The 16,593-nt window shown below is 60.3% G+C and carries 18 protein-coding genes, 1 tRNA gene and 1 pseudogene; 9 read left to right on the forward strand and 11 right to left on the reverse strand.

The window, feature by feature from the left end; genetic code table 11:
* Nucleotides 1-9: 9 nt before the first annotated feature.
* Entirely contained in the window at nucleotides 10-1,248 is a 1,239-nt protein-coding gene (locus BN1800_RS02315) for a GNAT family N-acetyltransferase (RefSeq protein ID WP_086994087.1), read from the forward strand.
* On the opposite strand, the gene BN1800_RS02320 is transcribed toward BN1800_RS02315, so the two are convergent.
* Nucleotides 1,249-3,402: a GumC family protein gene (locus BN1800_RS02320; protein WP_027508501.1), complete on the reverse strand. Its 2,154-nt coding sequence runs from the start codon at nucleotides 3,400-3,402 to the stop codon at nucleotides 1,249-1,251.
* A 193-nt stretch (nucleotides 3,403-3,595) separates the two neighbouring features.
* Between BN1800_RS02320 and BN1800_RS02325 the strand changes: the two genes are divergently transcribed.
* Genes BN1800_RS02325 through BN1800_RS02345 form a run of 5 tightly spaced genes read left to right on the forward strand, consistent with a single transcriptional unit; the run spans nucleotide 3,596 to nucleotide 8,529 of the window.
* Entirely contained in the window at nucleotides 3,596-4,171 is a 576-nt protein-coding gene (locus BN1800_RS02325) for a polysaccharide biosynthesis/export family protein (protein WP_027508500.1), read from the forward strand.
* 6 nt (nucleotides 4,172-4,177) lie between these two features.
* Nucleotides 4,178-5,359 (forward strand): glycosyltransferase family 4 protein, encoded by a 1,182-nt coding sequence (locus tag BN1800_RS02330; protein WP_086994090.1) that lies wholly within the window; start codon nucleotides 4,178-4,180, stop codon nucleotides 5,357-5,359.
* Between the two features lie 45 nt (nucleotides 5,360-5,404).
* Complete coding sequence (locus BN1800_RS02335; RefSeq protein WP_086994093.1) at nucleotides 5,405-6,955, forward strand: undecaprenyl-phosphate glucose phosphotransferase; 1,551 nt, start codon at nucleotides 5,405-5,407, stop codon at nucleotides 6,953-6,955.
* Entirely contained in the window at nucleotides 6,952-8,196 is a 1,245-nt protein-coding gene (locus BN1800_RS02340) for an O-antigen ligase family protein (protein ID WP_086994096.1), read from the forward strand. The genes BN1800_RS02335 and BN1800_RS02340 overlap by 4 nt, the downstream gene beginning before the upstream one ends.
* A 39-nt stretch (nucleotides 8,197-8,235) precedes the next feature.
* The gene (locus BN1800_RS02345; RefSeq protein WP_027508496.1) at nucleotides 8,236-8,529 is read left to right on the forward strand and encodes a helix-turn-helix domain-containing protein; all 294 of its coding nucleotides are present in this window, start codon (nucleotides 8,236-8,238) and stop codon (nucleotides 8,527-8,529) included.
* Nucleotides 8,530-8,563: 34 nt separating this feature from the next.
* On the opposite strand, the gene BN1800_RS02350 is transcribed toward BN1800_RS02345, so the two are convergent.
* Nucleotides 8,564-8,776, reverse strand: a complete 213-nt coding sequence (locus tag BN1800_RS02350; RefSeq protein WP_027508495.1) for a hypothetical protein — start codon at nucleotides 8,774-8,776, stop codon at nucleotides 8,564-8,566.
* Between the two features lie 320 nt (nucleotides 8,777-9,096).
* On the opposite strand from BN1800_RS02350, the gene BN1800_RS02355 reads away from it, so the two are divergent.
* The gene (locus BN1800_RS02355) at nucleotides 9,097-9,360 is read left to right on the forward strand and encodes a hypothetical protein (protein WP_086994484.1); all 264 of its coding nucleotides are present in this window, start codon (nucleotides 9,097-9,099) and stop codon (nucleotides 9,358-9,360) included.
* 68 nt (nucleotides 9,361-9,428) lie between these two features.
* On the opposite strand, the gene BN1800_RS02360 is transcribed toward BN1800_RS02355, so the two are convergent.
* From BN1800_RS02360 to BN1800_RS02370, 3 genes are all read right to left on the reverse strand, one after another.
* The gene (locus BN1800_RS02360) at nucleotides 9,429-9,737 is read right to left on the reverse strand and encodes a hypothetical protein (RefSeq protein WP_027508493.1); all 309 of its coding nucleotides are present in this window, start codon (nucleotides 9,735-9,737) and stop codon (nucleotides 9,429-9,431) included.
* A gap of 181 nt (nucleotides 9,738-9,918) precedes the next feature.
* Nucleotides 9,919-9,995, reverse strand: a tRNA-Pro gene (locus BN1800_RS02365).
* A gap of 91 nt (nucleotides 9,996-10,086) precedes the next feature.
* Entirely contained in the window at nucleotides 10,087-10,752 is a 666-nt protein-coding gene (locus BN1800_RS02370) for an HAD family hydrolase (RefSeq protein WP_342210294.1), read from the reverse strand.
* A gap of 245 nt (nucleotides 10,753-10,997) precedes the next feature.
* On the opposite strand from BN1800_RS02370, the gene BN1800_RS02375 reads away from it, so the two are divergent.
* Nucleotides 10,998-11,312, forward strand: coding sequence for a DUF1236 domain-containing protein (locus BN1800_RS02375; RefSeq protein WP_086994103.1), 315 nt, complete (start codon nucleotides 10,998-11,000; stop codon nucleotides 11,310-11,312).
* 54 nt (nucleotides 11,313-11,366) lie between these two features.
* Here the strand turns inward: BN1800_RS02375 and BN1800_RS02380 are convergent, their stop codons facing one another.
* The 6 genes and pseudogenes from BN1800_RS02380 to BN1800_RS02405 form a co-directional block, all read right to left on the reverse strand.
* The gene (locus BN1800_RS02380; RefSeq protein ID WP_027508491.1) at nucleotides 11,367-11,903 is read right to left on the reverse strand and encodes a MerR family transcriptional regulator; all 537 of its coding nucleotides are present in this window, start codon (nucleotides 11,901-11,903) and stop codon (nucleotides 11,367-11,369) included.
* Nucleotides 11,904-12,084: 181 nt separating this feature from the next.
* Nucleotides 12,085-12,423, reverse strand: a complete 339-nt coding sequence (locus BN1800_RS02385; protein WP_022714764.1) for an integration host factor subunit alpha — start codon at nucleotides 12,421-12,423, stop codon at nucleotides 12,085-12,087.
* A gap of 111 nt (nucleotides 12,424-12,534) precedes the next feature.
* On the reverse strand, nucleotides 12,535-13,506 hold the full coding sequence (locus BN1800_RS02390) for a beta-ketoacyl-ACP synthase III (RefSeq protein ID WP_027508490.1): 972 nt from the start codon (nucleotides 13,504-13,506) through the stop codon (nucleotides 12,535-12,537).
* Between the two features lie 19 nt (nucleotides 13,507-13,525).
* On the reverse strand, nucleotides 13,526-14,572 hold the full coding sequence (gene plsX / locus BN1800_RS02395; protein ID WP_027508489.1) for a phosphate acyltransferase PlsX: 1,047 nt from the start codon (nucleotides 14,570-14,572) through the stop codon (nucleotides 13,526-13,528).
* A 105-nt stretch (nucleotides 14,573-14,677) separates the two neighbouring features.
* The gene (locus BN1800_RS02400; RefSeq protein WP_027508488.1) at nucleotides 14,678-15,232 is read right to left on the reverse strand and encodes a YceD family protein; all 555 of its coding nucleotides are present in this window, start codon (nucleotides 15,230-15,232) and stop codon (nucleotides 14,678-14,680) included.
* Between the two features lie 10 nt (nucleotides 15,233-15,242).
* Nucleotides 15,243-15,832: pseudogene (locus tag BN1800_RS02405) on the reverse strand (ubiquinol-cytochrome C chaperone family protein).
* Between the two features lie 189 nt (nucleotides 15,833-16,021).
* Here BN1800_RS02405 and BN1800_RS02410 point away from each other — a divergent pair.
* Entirely contained in the window at nucleotides 16,022-16,546 is a 525-nt protein-coding gene (locus BN1800_RS02410) for an outer membrane protein assembly factor BamE (RefSeq protein WP_086994106.1), read from the forward strand.
* Nucleotides 16,547-16,593 lie beyond the last annotated feature (47 nt).

Here is a 16,593-nt window from a genome sequence, read left to right on the forward strand (position 1 = left end):
AGAAGACCCGTGCAGACGCAAAAGCTCGATGCCCATCAACCGCCGCTCGACGAAGCGGCGAAAGCCGACACCAGCATCGCAAGCCTTCACTCACTTGGTGCGAAGCTCGCCGTCGCAGAACTCGATGTCACGGTCTTCGACACGATGGCGCCGCTGGAAAAGGATTGGCGCGCGCTGGAGCGGAACAATCTGACATCGCTCCATCAGGCCTATGACTGGTGTCACAGCTGGGTCAGCGCCTACAGACGGCCGCTCGCCATTTTGCGGGGCGTCTGCGGGCTAGAGACGGCCTTTATCCTGCCGGTTGAAATCGAACGCGTCCATGGCGTGCGGATCGCGAAATTCATCGGTGCCGATCACAGCAATATCAATACGGGGCTTTTCTCGGAGCATGTTCTCCACGGCAGCGGTGATCTCGACGCGCATCGTTTCGCCAAGAGCCTTCGCCACGCCCTTCGCAGCAAGGCCGATCTGCTGCTGCTGCAGAACATCCCGCTGGAATGGCGCGGCCGGAGGAACCCGCTCGGCCTGCTGCCGGTGGTGCAGAACCAGAACCACGCCTATCAGCTGCCGCTGCTTGAAGACTTCGAGGCGACCCTCAAGCAATTGAACGCCAAGAGCCGCCGGAAGAAGTTTCGGGTGCAATCGAAGCGGCTCGAGGCCATTGGCGGCTTCGACTATGTCGCAGGCGGGATGGCCGACGAGCAGCACGCCTTTCTTGAGCAGTTTTTTGCGCAGAAAGCCGAGCGCTTCAAGGCACTCGGGCTGCTTGACGTCTTTGCGGATGCGGATACGCGGGCTTTCCTCCATGGCCTGATCGATATTCGCAACGGCGATGATTTCGGGCTGCAGATGCACGCGATCCGTCTCAAGGGCGAGAATGAAGACCATATCGCCGCGTTGTCCGGCATTTCGCGCAAGGGCGATCACGTGGTCTGCCAATTCAGCTCGATCGACGAGAGCCTGGCGGCCGATGCAAGCCCGGGCGAATTCCTCTTTTGGCAGATGATTTCCGGCCTGCATGGGAAGGGCACCGCGCTCTTCGATTTCGGCCTCGGCGACCAGGTCTACAAGCGCTCCTGGGCACCGATCGAAACGGATCACCACGACGTCATACTGCCGGTCTCTGCTATCGGACGCATCGCCGGGATTGCACACCGGATGATCACGCGGAGCAAGGCCTATATCAAGGCCCGCCCGGATCTCTATAAATTCGCACAGCGCATCCGGGCAAAGATCGGCGCCTGATCAGGCAGCGTGGCGTCGGAGGTCGTCCGCGATGGCCTCGCCGCCGGACATCAGCACGACTCGCTGATAGCCCGCCTTCTCGAACTCCGTCATCGCGAAGACGAATTCCTCTTCGATCACCTCCGGCATCGAAAGGATGATCTCGACATCCTTGCTGCGCGTGAGGCGGGAGACGCCGGCAACATCCGCTGCGCCGCACTCGACGATCACGAGGTCGTAGGCAGAGGACAATGCATCGAGCAGCAGCGAAAGCCGGTCTGCGCCGCGCATCGCCTGACGGATATCGCTGGTGCCTTGCGGGATCAGGTGCGCGTCGGAGTGACGGTCGCCATGGATCGTTTCACCGAAGGCGGCAGCACCGCAGAGCAGATCGGTGACGCCCGGCGCGTTCAGATCCTCAGCCATCAGCTCGGTCGGATAGCCGGAACCGGTCATGTCGACCAGAACCACGCGCCGGCCGGCATCGGTCAGCGTGCGGGCAAGTGTAACGGTTGCCGCGGAGCCATCATCACCGGTTGGCGATATCGCGACGGCGAGCGTTGCCCGGCTGCTCGTCAGGTAGTCCGCGACGGAGCTGATCGAGAATTCGTTTTCTTCTTGCAGAGCTGCATGCGGTTCTGCGGAAGCCTCCTCCGCAGGCTCCTCCTCCACCGGTGCCGAAAGCATGCTGGGCTTGACGTCACGCCTGGCTTTCGGCGCCGCGGCGGCCTGCCTGCCTTCCTCGATCGGCGCGGCGGCGGGCTCGACGCTGCCGACGACCGGGCGCAAGGCCCGGCCGCTGAAGAGCTCAGCGAGCATTATGACGATCGCGCTCGTGATCAGTGTCGCGATGGCGGCAACGGCAACGATCGGCACGACTTTCGGGAAATACGGATCGACTGGCTCGATGGCGCTCGAGACGATGCGCGCATCCGCCGGGCTTGAATTGCTGTCGGCGCGGGAAGCGGCTTCCCGGTAGCGCGCGAGGTAGGTTTCGAGCAGCTGGCGCTGGGCGTTCGCCTCGCGCTGCAGCGCGTTGAGGCCGACCTCGTCCTCGCCCGCCTGGGCACTGTTTGCCTGCAACGTGCCGGACTGGCGCTCGAGTTCGGCGGCCCGAAGACCGGCGACCTTCGCCTCGCTCTCGATGCCGGCCAGGATCTTCTGCGTCTCCTGGCGGATCTGCGTCTTGATGTCGGCAAGCTGCGCACGCAGGCTCTTCAGCCTCGGATGGTTGTTGAGCAGCGACGTGCTGAGATCGGAAATCTGCGACTGGAGGCCGGATTCGGTGGCCTTCAGGCGCTGCATGGATTGCGACGCCATGATGTCCGGCAGCGTATCCGACGCCTCGCCGGAGGCAAGGGCGTTGCGGACGGACTGGGCGCGTGCCTCCGCATTTGCCTTCTCGCCGCGCACGCGGGTCAGCTCGGCTGAGATATCATTGAGCTGCTGCTGCGGAAAATTGCTGCCGCCGTTCGTTGGCAGGAGGCCGTGCTTGGCCCGGTATTCGGCAACCTTTTGCTCGGCCTCGCTCACCTTTCGGCGGAGGCTGTCGATTTCCGGCTCGAGCCAGCGGGTGGCTTCGGAGTTCGTATCGAGTTTGGCGCCGCTCTGCGTCGCGAGATAGACGTTCGCCATGGCATTCGGGATGCGCGCGGCAACCTTCGGGTCTTTCGACGTGAAGGTGATGCCGATGACGCGCGAACCCGGAACCTGGTAAACCTGGAGACGTTCCATGAACGCGTCGATCACCCGCTCTTCCGGCGGATTTTCGAGCGGGTTCTTCTTGATTTGCAGCGCCACGAGGATATCGCTCAGGGCCGAGCCGTTGGCGGCATTGTCGAACTCGGGCAGCTCGTAGAGCTTCTCGCTGTTGATGACCTGCTTGATGATATCGGCGGACTGCAGGAGCTGAACCTGGCTCGCAATGTTCAACTCGTCGAGCAGCGGCCCGGCATTGCCGTCGTTCGGCCGCGTATTGGCGAAGGCCGGTGCGCGCTGCTCAATCAGCAGACGCGTTTCGGCACGGTATTTCGGCGAGATCATCTTGGCGCCGGCAAAGGCAACCCCTGCCCCGATCAGCGTGATCGCGAGAACCTTTAGCCGGCGCGTCCAGACTGCTCGCGCGAGCTGGCCAAGGTCGATGTCCACATCCTGATTACCCGCTACGCCGGACATACTCGTACTCCAAGAACAAACATGGCGCGAAGTGTAAACGACTATAGTAACCCGACGGTTAATGTTGCCTGGCACAAGCAAAGCAAAGCGTGACCGGGCGAAGAGCAAAAAATCCGACGCATTTTTACCGGCCATTAACCCTAACGGATCGATAACGGCAGCATCGAGTTCGTTTCCTGTGAGCATAACGCGGATGCTTTTCGCCCAGCCCAAGACGCTTCTGGCTCTGAGCCTTGTCGCAATGACGGCGGCATTGAGCGGCTGCAACACCTATAAGCCAGCGCCGAGAGCTTTCAACCAGGCCACCATCCAGCCCTATGCGCTCGACAGCGGCGACCGCCTGCGCATCACCGTTTTTGATCAGCCGAGCATGACCAATACCTATATGGTCGATCAGGCCGGCTACATCGCCTTCCCGCTCGTCGGACAGGTGCCTGCGCGCGGACGCACGCTGCAGCAGCTTTCCGGCCAGATCGCCCAAAAACTGCAGCAGGGTTATCTGCGCGACCCCGACGTGACGATCGATGTCGACCGCTACCGTTCCATCTTCATCATGGGCGAAGTCGGCCAGCCGGGCCAGTATTCCTATGTGCCGGGCATGACGGTGCAGAACGCGATCGCCGTTGCCGGCGGCTTCACCTCCCGCGCCAATCAGGGCACGGTCGACGTCACCCGCAAGATCAACGGCCAAGTACTGACCGGACGCGTCAACATTTCATCCTCGATCATCGCCGGCGACACGATCTATGTCCGCGAACGGCTGTTCTGATCGCTGATGGCTGAACAGCGACCTCTCCGCATACTCCATTGTTTCAGGTCCCCCGTTGGCGGGATATTTCGCCATGTTCGCGATTTGGTGGAAGAACACAGCAAGGCGGGACATGAGGTCGGCATCCTCTGCGACAGTTCCACCGGGGGCGAGCACGAGGACCGGCTGTTCGACGATATCCGTCCCTACCTCTCGCTCGGGCTGACGCGCATACCGATCCGGCGCTCCGTCGCGCTCTCCGATATCGGAGTGATATGGGACACATACAACAAAATCAAAAGTTTGCGGCCGGACGTGCTGCACGGACACGGCGCCAAGGGCGGCGTGCTCGCGCGGCTTGTCGGCTCAGCCTTGCGGGTGAACAGGTATCGCGTAGCCCGCCTCTATACCGCCCATGGCGGAAGCCTGCACTATTCCCGCTCGTCGCTCACCGGACAGTTCATTCTGCGGATGGAGCGGCTGCAGGAATATTTCACCGATGCCCTCGTTTTCATCTGCGAATACGAGCGCGACACCTATGCAAAGAAGGTCGGACGGCCGAGGCCCATGACGCGGCTGATCTACAACGGGATCGCAGAGCGGGATTTTCAGATCATCCCCACACGATCCGACGCCGTGCATTTCATCTATGTCGGCATGCTCCGAGACCTCAAGGGTCCCGATCTGTTTGTGGACGCATTTGCCAAAACCGAACGGCTGATCGGACGGCCCCTCTCGGCGCTGATGATCGGCGACGGGCCGGATCGCGAGAAATACCGCGACATGATGGTCGAACGCGGCCTCGGCAAGCGTATCGGCATGCTGCCGCCCATGCGTGTGCAGGAAGCCTTCGGGATGTCGCAGAACCTGGTGGTGCCATCTCGCGCCGAAGCCATGCCCTACATCATCCTCGAAGGACTCGGCGCCGGAAAGACCGTCATCGCCAGCCGCGTCGGCGGCATCCCGGAAGTGCTCGGCGGGAACAGTCCCGCTCTCGTCGCACCTGACAACGCGGATGACCTTGCCCGCGTCATGGCCGAAGCGCTGACGACACCCGGCTGGCATCATGCCGTGATGCCTTCGATCGACTCGGTGAAATCCGTTTTTTCCGCTGCCGTGATGGCAAGAGATGTCCTGAAACTGTACCACACGCTCGTCGAGGGGGCGCCGACCTCCGAAACCTATGAGGCATCCGTAAATCTTTCTTAGGGCCTTTCTGCTAATGCCGTTTGAGACAACGAGCGGCTGAAGCCCATGAACAAAGCAGAGAAAAGCGATCAGTTCGACGTGGAAGCCCTGCGCAAGCGGGTCTCCGCGGCCAACGCAGACGGCGGCGACCAGGAAACGCCGGGACAGATCAACCCTTATGCCCGGCAGATCGCCGAACAGTTCCGCGAGGGAACGCGTTCGCCGTCGATGGTCATCGGCCAGCTGCGCCTCTTCGAATTCGTCTCGCAATTCGCAATCGGGCTGCTCGCCTTCCTGATCTGGCCCGGCGACGGTAGCGAAAGCCTTGCTGCACGCGCGGGCATGGCAGCCGCCGTGGCGGCGCTGGGCGTTGTGGCGCTGCAGCTTGCGGATACCTATTCCATTCCGGCGCTCAGAGCCCGCATTCGCCTACTGCCGCGCATCCTCAGTGCCTGGGCAGCCGCCTTTACCGGAACGGAAGTGATCTTTTCGCTCTTCCGCGATCTCCCATGGTCGCAGATAAACCTGCATATCGCCTGGTTCTCGCTTGCCTCGCTCTTCCTGCTTGGGTCGCGCTTCCTGGTCGCCTACGGCATCCGCAACTGGGCGCGCAACGGCGTCATGGAGCGCCGCGCCGTGATCGTCGGCGGCGGCGAACCTGCCAAGGATCTGATCCGCATCCTCGAGCAACAGGCCGACAACGACATCCGCATATGCGGCATCTTCGATGATCGGGGCGAGAAGCGCTCGCCGGTCATGGTCGCCGGCTATCCGAAGCTCGGCACGGTTGCCGAGCTGGTCGAATTCGTGCGGCTCACCCGGATCGACATGCTGATCATCGCGCTGCCGCTCAGCGCCGAGGCCCGTATCCTGCAGCTCCTGAAGAAACTCTGGATCCTGCCGGTCGACATTCGCCTTGCGGCCCATGCCAACCGGCTGCGGTTCCGGCCGCGTGCCTATTCCCACGTCGGCTCCGTGCCGATGCTCGACATTTTCAAGAAGCCGATCCGCGATTGGGATTCCGTCGCCAAGCGCGGCTTCGACATCTTCTTCGCATCGCTTGCCCTTGCCCTGCTCTGGCCGGTGATGATCCTCACCGCCATCGCAATCAAGCTGACGTCCAAGGGGCCTGTCTTCTTCATGCAGAAGCGGCATGGCTTCAATAACGAGGTCATTAACGTCTTCAAGTTCCGCTCGATGTACACCAGCATGAGCGATTACAACGCCAAGACAGTGGTGACCAAGGGCGATCCCCGCGTGACGCCGGTCGGCCGCTTCATCCGCAAATCCTCGATCGATGAATTGCCGCAACTATTCAATGTGCTAAAGGGCGATCTGTCGCTCGTCGGTCCCCGGCCTCACGCCGTCCTGGCGCAGACGAAGGATCGCGCCTGGGGCGATATCGTGGAAGGCTATTTCGCACGCCATCGCGTCAAGCCCGGCGTGACCGGCTGGGCGCAGATCAACGGCTGGCGAGGCGAGATCGACAATGACGACAAGATCAAATTCCGCACGGCCTACGACCTCTACTATATCGAGAACTGGTCGCTCTGGTTCGATCTCAAGATTTTGTTCCTGACGCCGATCCGGCTGCTCAACACGGAAAACGCCTATTGAGCGCGGTCGAGGCGACACAGTTCCGCGTCGCCCAGCCGCAGCGCGCCGCACTGCGCCTCATTGGCTCGGCGATGGTCGCCTTCGGCGTCTTCCTCGCCGGCTTCGTGATTAATGAGCCCGCGCCTTACGAACTGTGGATGGCGGGGCTTGTCGGCATCTGGTTCATCCTCGGCCTTCGCATCTCGCGCTACACCGCGGTGCTTCTGACCCTACTCCTCACCTTCAATGTCGGCGGCATGCTGTCGCTAACCCAAATGAAGGATATGACCGGCGGGCTGATGTATGTCGCTGTCTCGACCTTCCTGGCCCTGACCTCGGTGTTCTATGCGGCAATCATCGAAGACAGCGCCAAACGACTGCCGCTGATGTTCAATGCCTGGGTCGTTGCCGCCGTCATCACCTCGTTGCTCGGTATCCTCGGCTATTTCCATGCCTTTCCCGGCGCCGAAGTCTTCACGCTCTACGACCGTGCGAAGGGCGCATTCCAGGATCCAAACGTCTTCGGACCGTTCCTCGTCGCCCCTTCCCTCTACCTCATCCATGGCATTCTGACGCGCGACCTGAAGACCTCGCCGTTGCGCGCCGCCGCACTGCTGATCCTAGCGCTCGGCGTGTTCCTGTCCTTCTCGCGCGCCGCCTGGGGTCTCTTCCTGCTCGCCGTCGCGCTGCTCATATTCATGATGCTGCTGAAGGAGCGAAGCGGCGCCTTCCGGCTGCGCATCCTCGTCCTCTCGCTGATGGCGATGGTCCTGATGGTCTCAGCGCTTTTGATCGCCCTGCAGTTTCCGCAGGTCAGCGATCTTTTCAGCGCACGCGCGCAACTCGTCCAGGAATATGACGGCGCCTATCTCGGCCGTTTCGACCGCCACCGCATCGGCTTCCAGATGATGATGGAAAGGCCGCTCGGCATCGGGCCGATGGTGTTCGGCACGATCTTTCCGGAAGACGAGCACAATATCTGGCTGAAGACGCTGACAACCTATGGCTGGCTCGGCTTCGTCTCCTACGTGTCGATGCTCGTGTGGACGCTTTACCTTGGTTTCAAGAGCCTCCTCAGGGACCGGCCATGGCAGCCTTACCTGATGATCGCATGGATCTGCATCATCGGCCATGCGGCGGTCGGCAACGTCATCGACATCGACCATTGGCGGCATGTCTATCTTCTCCTCGGCATCGTCTGGGGATGCGCTGCGCTCGAACACCGCCACCGACAGAATTTCACGGCCCCGGGCGCAGCCTAAATACTTGAGAACGGCGGCATTCGCGCTAAACTTCCAAACATGATCACAGGAATGCAGATACGCGGCGCGCGCGCCATGACCGGGATGAGCATCGATGAGCTTGCCGCTGCGTCTGGCCTGACGCCGGAAGCGATAGAGGCACTCGAAGACGGCGACGGGACGGGCGAGCCCCGCGCCTTTCTGGCCGCCAAGCACGCGCTGGAAGCAGCCGGCGTGATCTTCATCGCAAGCGGCAATCAGGACGAAGGCGGTCCCGGCGTGCGGCTGCGGGCGCGCACGTCAAGCGACGATGGCATCCGCCCCGAAAACCTCAACGCCGCCAACGACGATTGATAGTTGCCGCATTTCCGTCGATGAGAAGTGAGGGCTAGAGATAAGCCTGCGCAAGCGCGGCGAGTTTTGTGCTGTCCTTGGCGCCCTGGCGATAGAGCTGGATGATCAGCGCGCCGAGATGTTCGGCTTCGGGCGTGTTACGGCTCAGCCCCCTCGCCTCGCAGACAATATCGAGCACTCCGGAAATCACATCCAGATCCTCCGAAAAGAGCGGCAAATCACGGGGATGAAAAGGTGTATTGAGCATCGAGCCGCACTTCCCATGAGGGCGAAAGCACAACCGCATCATTCGCCAGCCGCCCATCCATGGCCGACGATATAGACAGTATGCACGCCGATTTCCGGCTTGGCAACTGGAACAAATGTCTCGAGGTTCGAGGTGGGTTGTTGGCGTGACGGCACTTGTGCTCGCACCCCTGACTGCCGTTTGCCTACTTTATTTCGCACGCTAATCGAGCTTATGCTTTCCTGCATAAAGCAGAGCACCATCTACTGTTGCGCGCGAAAGACGCGCAACATTGAAAACGTTACGCCGTTACGCGGCAAAACATTTGAAGGCCGGCAATGATGGAAATTCGGTGGACGATTTTGGTGGCTGCACTCGCGTTATCTGGCTGCTCCAGCGGCTCCGAAGGAATTGAGCCGATACGCGGGAGCATCACATATGGCGGCCAGCCACAGGCCCGACTTAGCAAATCGCCGCCCGGCTCCGTTCTTCCCCACCAGTTTATCGACCCGACCGGCCGATGGGTGGAGGAGACCTACATCATTCAGGCAGACAGAAGCCTCAAGCTCGTCAGACGACGTGATGTGGTCGACAGCGCCGACTGAGCAGCCAGTGATCCTCAAGGAAGGGCCGGCCCCCGCAGGAAGCCGGCCTCCTTTTCGACAGCGCCCCGTTACTTGTTGCCGCACAATTCAGCCGTATCAGTCTGGTCGTCACCGCGGCCAGGAGAGGTCCGTGCCTTGTCGTACGCAGAGCAATTGCTTTCCATGGAGCCACCTGGCGTCGTGGTTATGCTGCCGGTTGGATTGGGATCAACCCTGGCAGGCGGATTGTTATCTTGGCCAAAGGGGTAGTCTTCCGCTTCGGGCACCATTGGCGGCGAAGTCGTTGAGCCGGCCGGGGCGCCCTGGCTCTGGGCATAGGAAACCGATGTTGCCATGCCAAGGGCCAAAATCGATGCTGCTAAAAGTTTCATACGCATAGGGTCCTCCAGTGTTGCGTGGGTGACGGAGGCTAACCCTGAGGGGGACGGACTTGTTCCGGAAAAAACCGGCATAACGCGATAACAGATCATCACGGTTTCGCGAGCGGCCGGTTTTCTTCCGGCTTTGCTCCATGACGAGGTCATGGTCAAGTTTTGACTGAGATTTCAAGGGGATAAATGGTCGGGGCGACTGGATTCGAACCAGCGACCCCTTGACCCCCAGTCAAGTGCGCTACCGGGCTGCGCTACGCCCCGACCTGCCGAAACGGCTTGTTTCGTTTAGTTTTTCGCGGCGTCCAATGCAAGCGGAAAAAGCCGTTCTCCGCGCAAAAAGCCGATATCCCACTCAGGCTCCGACGATTCCGATTCCGCTGCCGCCGATTGTCTTCACGGTCCATGCCTCGTAGTCCGCGATCGTGAAATGCGGCGTTTCGAAGGGTGTGGCATGTGTTGCGGTAATGACGGTGACATCGGCTCCTGCACCTTCTCCTGCAAGTATGCCCGCAACCGCATCTTCGAAGACCAGGCAGCGCTTTGGATCGACTCCCAGGCGGCTGGCGCCGAGCAGATAGCATTCCGGGCTGGGTTTGCCTGCCGAAACCTCCTCGCCGGTGACGATGACCTTCGGCATCGGGATGCCGGCGGCAGCCATGCGGCGCTTGGCGAGTTCGATCGGGGCCGACGTGACAATCGCCCACCTATCGAAGGGAATGTTGTTTAGAAAGCGGATTGCGCCGGGGATCTGTATGATACCTTCGACATCTTCCATTTCCTCGGCCAGCAGCTTATCCGCCTCGTATTTCGGATCCACACCGGGGAGCGCCAGCTGACGGATGACGTCGCTGGCGCGGATGCCGTGTATCGTCTTCAGGAAGACTTCCGGCTCGAGGCCGTGATCCTTTGCCCATTCGCTCCATACGCGCTCGACGACCGCTATGGAGTTGAGCAGCGTGCCATCCATGTCGAAGAGGAACGCATCATAGGCTTTGCCGGGTACATTGGGAGAAGACACAGGGAATTCCTTGCGAAATGGACTTTGGAAGCAGAAAGGCGGACGCAGATCAGGATTGTCCCTTCTGTTTCTCCTGACGGTTCTCGTCGCACGAGTCCGCTCATGCGATCCTCTCTACACAGATGCCGGCAGCTTTGCCAAGGTCAGTGCAGAGGCAGCAGCAGGCGGCGGTGACCTTTTCCGGAACAACGGACCCGTGGGGGCGTTTTTTTATCAAGGCTGGGTAAGGAAAGGAGGTTTGTCCTATGCGCAAGACCATGCTGGCCACGACCGCCGCCGTGCTGACGGCCTGCTCCGCTGCCTTCGCGCAGGGTACGGTTGTCATCGACCCCGCCCCTACGGGTTCCATCGTGTTGCCGGGCGAAGTTCGCACCTATGTGATGGAGCAGCAGGTGCCTTCTATCGTCTATGAGGGCGATGTCGTCGTCGGAACGACACTTCCGGAAACGGTCGAAATCCATGAGGTCCCGAATGTCGACGGCTATGCTTATACCGTCGTGAACAATCGCAGAGTGATCGTCGAACCTCAGACGCACCGCGTCATTGAAATCCTCGAGTGATCGGATCAGGCGTGAATCCGCCCGCTCGCGGAGGCGAGGCTCGAACGCAATCTTCTACCGCACTTGATCCAGGAGGCGCTTGCATTCCAGAAGATCGTAGAGCGCCTCCTGCAGAAGTGCCCTGTCCTCCTTGCTGACGCTCGATTTGCCGATCGAGACTTCCGCCTGATCGTCGTCGCCGGCAACGAAATTGAAGAAGCGGCGGGTAATCGGCGGCTTGGCGCGGCCGACCAATTGATCCTCCTCCGCAATGCCGACGCGCGGCTCACCCGGAGCGCTGTCCCTGCCACCCGAGGCAAGTGCCTCGACGCTGGCAAGATCACCCTGCGCAACAGCGACGACGAACTTGTTGCCGTTGGTCTTCAAGAGCTTCTGAACGCCCTTGATCGTATAGCCGTGGTCGTAAAGAAGATGCCGGATGCCCTTCAGCAGATCCACGTCTTCCGGCCGGTAATAGCGGCGCCCGCCGCCCCTCTTCATCGGCTTTATCTGCGGAAAGCGTGTTTCCCAGAAACGCAGAACGTGTTGCGGCAGATCGAGGTCGTCAGCGACTTCGCTGATTGTTCGGAAAGCATCGGGGCTCTTGTCCAAGGTCGTACTCCCTACGCGATCACCGGCGGCGGTTCAAACCGCGACTCATCATATTTCAACGGTTTGCGGCGTCGAATTCAAGTCACGTCTTCGCATAGCCCACAAGTCGGAAGCGCGATTGAAGAAAAAATGATCGGGAGATAGCAATCAGGGACAGGTGTAAACCTATCTCTTTGCATCCTTACATGGCCGGATTTGCGGGCTTCTGCTTGACCTTGCGCAACGTATGCGCCTTGAGAATACGGGTCTTCAGGACATTCGAAGCCTTGAAGGTCATTACCCGACGGGGCGAGATCGGCACTTCTTCGCCCGTCTTGGGATTGCGGCCGATCCGCTCGTTCTTATCGCGGACCTGGAAGGTGGCGAAGGAGGAAAGCTTGACGGTTTCGCCACGGACGATCGCATTGCAGATTTCGTCGAGCACGGTCTCTACGAGTTCGGCAGATTCGGTCCTGGAGAGACCGACCTTCCGGAAAACCGATTCCGCCAGGTCTGCTCGCGTCACTGTCTTTCCGGTCATGGTCTCCCCGCCAATTCTACAAAATATTTTTTAAAAGCGAGCAAAGACTATTTGTCTTGCGCCTTACGGTCAAGCTCTTGTTCGTCGCCAGTTTTTTGCGATTCTTCGCCGTCACCAGCGCAGCAGCATGGCACCCCAAGTGAAGCCGCCGCCCATCGCCTCCAGCATCACCAGATCGCCCTTCTTGATGCGTCCGTCGCCTGCGGCAGTGGCAAGTGCGAGCGGGATCGAGGCGGCTGATGTGTTGCCGTGCAGGTCGACGGTGATGACGACCTTCTCGGGAGCGATATGCAGCTTCTTGGCGGAGCCGTCGATGATACGGCGGTTCGCCTGGTGCGGCACGAGCCAGTCGAGGTCTTCGGCGGTCGTTCCCGTCGAATCGAACGCGGCCTGGATCACGTCGGTGATCATGCCGACGGCATATTTGAAGACCTCGCGGCCTTCCATGCGCAGCTTGCCGACGGTGCCGGTGGTGGACGGGCCGCCATCGACGAAGAGTTTCTCCTTGTGCGATCCATCGGAGCGAAGATGCGCCGTCAGGATGCCGCGGTCAGCCGTCGTTCCTTCACCTTCGGCAGCCTCGAGCACAATCGCGCCGGCACCGTCGCCGAAGAGCACGCAGGTCGTGCGGTCGTTCCAATCAAGGATGCGGGAGAAGGTTTCCGCGCCGATCACGAGGGCACGCTTGGCAAGGCCGCCGCGGATATAGGCGTCCGCCGTCGTCACGGCATAGACGAAACCGGTGCAGACGGCCTGAACGTCGAAAGCAAAGCCGTGGTGCATGCCGAGGCGGTTCTGAATATTGACCGCCGTCGCCGGGAAGGTGTTGTCGGGCGTTGAGGTGGCGCAGATGATGAGATCGATATCGGCAGACGTCAGGCCGGCCTTGTCGAGCGCCGCACGCGCAGCCTGCTCGCCGAGCGAGGACGTCGTTTCGCCGTCGCCTGCGATGTATCGCTGGCGGATGCCGGTGCGCTGGACGATCCACTCGTCCGACGTATCGACGACATCTTCCATCTCGCGATTGGTCATTACGCGCTTCGGGAGTGCGGCTCCGAACCCGCGAACCACTGAACGGATCATTCTGCTAAAACCCTGTCGCTCATGCAGCTTCCGGCCCCATCGGGGGCAGCCGCTTGGCATGATATTTCTTGAGATCGTTTTCTATTTTCTGATTAAGGCCATTCTTGGCCATGTCATAGCCGACCTCGATGGCTGCGGCGATGCCGTCTGCATCGGCGCCGCCATGGCTCTTGATGACGATGCCGTTGAGACCAAGGAATACGCCGCCATTGACCTTGCTAGGGTCCATCTTTTCGCGAAGCATGTCGAAGGCGCTCTTGGCGAAGAGATAGCCGATCCTAGCAAGTAGCGTGCGCGACATCGCGGCACGCAGGTATTCGGCGATCTGCTTTGCCGTACCTTCTGCCGCCTTCAGGGCGATATTGCCCGAGAAACCTTCGGTCACGACGACATCGACGGTGCCCTTGCCGATGTCATTGCCTTCGACGAAACCGGAATATTCGAGCGAATCGATATGGGCCTCGCGAAGCAGCCGGCCTGCCTCCTTGACCTCCTCCTGGCCCTTCACCTCTTCGACGCCGACGTTCAGCAAGCCCACCGTCGGACGTTCGAGTTCGAAAAGCGCGCGCGCCATCGCACCGCCCATCAGAGCGAAATCCATCAACTGCTGAGAATCAGCGCCGATCGTGGCGCCGACATCGAGAACGATGCTCTCGCCCCGAAGCGTCGGCCAGATGGCCGCAATCGCCGGGCGCTCGATATTGGCCATCGTGCGCAGACAGAACTTTGCCATGGCCATCAGCGCGCCGGTATTTCCCGCGGAAACGGCGACATCGGCGTCGCCCTTCTTCACGGCCTCGATGGAGCGCCACATGGTGGAAACATAGCGGCCGCGGCGCAGCGCCTGGCTCGGCTTCTCGTCCATGCGAACGGCAAGTTCGCAATCGTGGAAGACAGACTTTTCCCTGACCTTCGGAAACTTGGCGAGAACCGGATCGCACTGCTCTTTCAGTCCAAAAAAGACGAAGGAGATATCCGGATGCCTTTCCAAAGCTTTCGCGGCACCGGGGATGACAACTTGGGGACCAAAGTCGCCACCCATGAGGTCGAGAGATATTCTTATCACGCGTCCCTGATCCTTTTCTTTCGCCTGAGGGGAGCGAAAATTTCGGCCAAAATACCGGTTTTCCTATCGCTTACAACTGAATTGTATCAAATACTCAACGGGTTTTCAGTCCTTCTTCCAATCCTTGAGCACCGCAAAGGCAGAAGGCTTCTTGTCGTTTTCGCCGGTATCCTCGATATGGCCGGTAAACTCGACACCCTGCTTGCGGGGATAGGGATCGATCGCCAGCGCGGCGAATTCCATCACCACCTCACCCGCGTCGATCGTGTCGCCGCAGAAGGTCTCCGGCAGGTCCGGCCCGTCGGGATCGAGAATCATTTCGCCGGCCTCGCTGGCCGGAGGTCGGGCGAGTTTCGAATTTTCGGGCACGAATATCTGATCGAACTGCTCGTCAATATCAGCCGGCACCGGCTCGAGCGTCACCACGCAGGCCTGAACGATCTTTGCCTGTACCCTGCCCTTCACGCGGATGCCATCCTTCTTCCAGCGATTGATCTGCAGGTCCGCACGCAGATCGTCGACGGACAGGACGTTCCAGTTTTCGGCAAGCGCCTTCCGCTCCTTCTCGTCCGCTTCGAGATGCACCTCGACGGGGTTCGCGGAGATATGGCCGACCTTGACGAGGTAAGAAAACGGAATGTCGTCGTTGCGGTGCTTCATGGCGTCCTCCTTACGCTGTTTGTGGCAGCGTCGCTGAGCCGGTGGCGATCCGGTCTTCGGACTGGGCCGACAGGTCGGCTTCGGCATCAAACATCCAGTTGGCAAGCCTTGCCATATCGTAAGCGCCGGCGGCTTGCGGATGGATGTTGCGGTTAAGGGCTGCGGCAAGGGCCGCGCGGTCGCCGGCATCCATTGCCGCCGAATAGGATTCGAGCCGTCCATAGAACATGCCGGCAAGCTTCTTCATGCGTTTCGGCACACCATTGTCGCTGATGCCGAGTTCGCGGATCGAATGGTCGATATCCTCAAAGAAGGCATCGACGATCTCCTGGGCGATTTCCTGTCCGCTGGTTCCGGAAGAGCGTGTGCGGCGGAAGAAGAGGATCATCACCAGCGACAGCATCTCGAAGCGGCCCATCACGGTGTCCGGAACATGCATGGTCTCATAGAATTCCGGCATGCGGGCTGCTGCGGTCAGTACCGAATACTGCCGCTCGACGATCACCTGATTATTGTTTTTCTTGCGAAAGAGCCCGAGGATCATTGTTTCTTCCGGAAAAGCCTCATTCTTCACGCGGAGTTGCGTGGGTCGTGTTGCATGATTTCGAAAGCTGGTTTACCGAAGCAGGCGCGAATTGCAATGCCGAAGGTGGCCACTTTCGGGACAGTGCCCTCGTCGGTTCGATCTCGGGGAATTGGGAGTATTCGACCCCGGAAAGGCCACAAAGGTTTTGCATCAGCGGTGATTGCAGGGCCGAGAAGTTGCCTATCGATACCTCAAGGGAGTAGATGTCGTTGAAGAAACGGTATTTCAAGTCTGATATAAAATTCTTCAGCAGCGCAGCCATTGCCATCATGATTGCCTCAGCAAGCCTCACAGGTTGCCAAACGGGAACAGTGCTCAACGGCGGCTATATCGTCGACGACCAATCCCTCAATCTCGTTCCGGAAGGCTCGAGCCGCGAACAGGTGCTCCTGTCGCTCGGCACGCCTTCGACGACGGCAACGTTCGACACCGAGGTCTTCTATTACATCTCACAGAAGCGCACTCGCGCCGTCGCCTTCCAGAAACTGAAGGTTGTCGATCAGAGCGTGCTTGCGATCTACTTCGACAAGGACGGTGTCGTCGCGCGCCGCGCAAACTACACGCTCCAGGACGGCAAGGTCTTCGATTCGGTCTCGCGCGTGACCCCAACCGGTGGCCGCGAACTGACCTTCCTGCAGCAGGTTCTGGCAGGCGGCGCAGGCGGCGCAGCAAAGAGCCTTTTCGGAACGCCTTCAGGCAACCCACAGAATCCTGCAAGTATCCGGTAAATATCCGACTCAACAAAGAAACCCGCCGGAGCGATCCGGCGGGTTTC

The sequence above is a fragment of the Rhizobium sullae genome (assembly GCF_900169785.1).
Lineage (GTDB): Bacteria > Pseudomonadota > Alphaproteobacteria > Rhizobiales > Rhizobiaceae > Rhizobium > Rhizobium sullae.